Genomic DNA, 1,811 nt, shown 5'->3' with positions numbered 1-1,811 from the left:
CTAGGCCCGTAGTTCGCATGTAGCTCGTTCGGGTCGGGTCAGGGTTCTGTCCAGCGTGGCTGGATGACCTCGATGCCGAGGAGTTCGAGCAGGTGGACGTGGATTCCTTGGGCGAACAGGACGGTCGGTGGGTCGAGGATGTTGCCGATGTGCAGGTCCAGGGTGGAGAGGTGATACATGATCATGCGGGCGGTGGGGGCGACGCGGCGGGCGTCCGGGTAGAGCCCGGTCATCTTCCCGTCGCCGCCGAGGGCTTGGCGCACTTGGCGCTCGATGAGGCAGAACACCAGCAGGGCCAGGCAGATCACCTGGATCAAGGCGGCGACACGACTGTTCTTCTGCACGAAGATCGGGGTGACGGCCAGGGGGCCTTTGAAGTCGCCGTAGCGGCGCTCGACCCCGGATTGGCCTTTGTAGTCGATCAGTACCTGCCCGGCGGTGCGCGTATCCGGGTCGCCGGGGGTCGGCAGCGGGGTGACCAGGGAGTACCAGCCGTCGGCGGCGGCTTCGACGGCGAGGGCTTCGGTATCGAACGACCAGGTGAACACGGGTTTGCCTGTGTCGGGGTGGGTGCCGATCGCGGTGTGCAGCACTTTGGCGACCCGCCGGGTCTTGGCGATCACCCCGGCGCGGGCGGCGATCTTCTCGGCCGTGTTGTAGAACCGGCCGCCGGCCCCGGCGGCCAGCTTGTCCAGCTCGGCGGTGGCCTTGGCCAGGCGCTTGGTGCGGGCTTGGTGTTGGCCTGCGGCGTTGCCGGTGCAGTGCACCAGCACCCGGCGCAGCGTGACCGGCGTGTCCTTCTTGCGCGGGCCGCCGATGGTGACGGTGTCCTCGGCCACCCGGTAGACGTCCCGGGCATCCGGCGCCAGGTTTGCCGCGCGGTCCGGCACATAGTCCACAACCTGGGCCGCGGCCAGGTCGAGCCCGGCATAGAAGCCATCGGCGACCTTGGCCGCCGGCAGCGGAGCGGTGAAGTCGACCCCCGATTCGACCAGCGCGGTCACGTTCGCCCAGGACACCAACTTGGAATCAGCGACCATCAGGAACCGCCGGGGCCCGGCTATCTGTTTCAACGCCTTCATCGTGTCCACGACCTGCGACACCTCGGCGGCACCGCCGTCGAACACCTTGGAGAACACCGGGATCCCGCCGTCGCCGGCCACCCCCAGCCCGGCCTGGACCTGCTTGAGATCGAACCGGCGGTCTTTCGGATGCCCGTGTTTGATCTGCGGGAACGCCGGGTCCTGCTCGTGGACAGGGTAGGCACCGAACACCGACATACTGGTCATGTCCCAGTGGATCTTCGCCACGTCGATTCCGAACTCACCGATCGCGGTCGCCGACACGGTGCCGGATATCTCATCCAATCGCGGCGCGATCGCATCCAGCGCCCGGGCCAGCCGGTCATCGTTCAACAACTCCGCCTCGGTGCCGAACACCTCCTCCGCCGCCCACGCCGCCGCCCACTCATGAACCCGCTGCAACGGCATCGGCGAGGTCAACCGGTTCGCGATCAACACCTCGACCACCTGGCCGTGAGTCAGCTGGCAATCAGTGCGGGCCGGGCACAGCCCATCGACGATCCCAGCCACATCCAGCCGGCGCAGGATCTCCGCGACCGCAGGGAGCCCGCCCAGACGCTTCTTCACCCCGGCCTCGACCACAGCGTTCATGACCGGGCGCACCGTCCGCGCCCTCGGCGACTTCGAACCCTTCGACATACCCGACAGCCAACACCCAGCCACCCCCCGCCGTCCGCCGTTTCGACGTCCAGTCAGCCCAAATCGCTACATGCGAACTACGGGGCTAGG

1 protein-coding gene is annotated in these 1,811 nt (G+C 67.7%); it reads right to left on the bottom strand.

Annotated features, from left to right (window positions below):
* Nucleotides 1-38 precede the first annotated feature (38 nt).
* On the bottom strand, nt 39-1,673 hold the full coding sequence (locus KGA66_RS28815; protein WP_211472738.1) for an IS1634 family transposase: 1,635 nt from the start codon (nt 1,671-1,673) through the stop codon (nt 39-41).
* Between the last annotated feature and the right edge of the window lie 138 nt (nt 1,674-1,811).

This window comes from Actinocrinis puniceicyclus, assembly GCF_018283645.1.
GTDB lineage: Bacteria > Actinomycetota > Actinomycetes > Streptomycetales > Catenulisporaceae > Actinocrinis > Actinocrinis puniceicyclus.
Note: the sequence above shows the minus strand (reverse complement) of the source record. Positions and strands in the feature narration are given on the sequence as shown.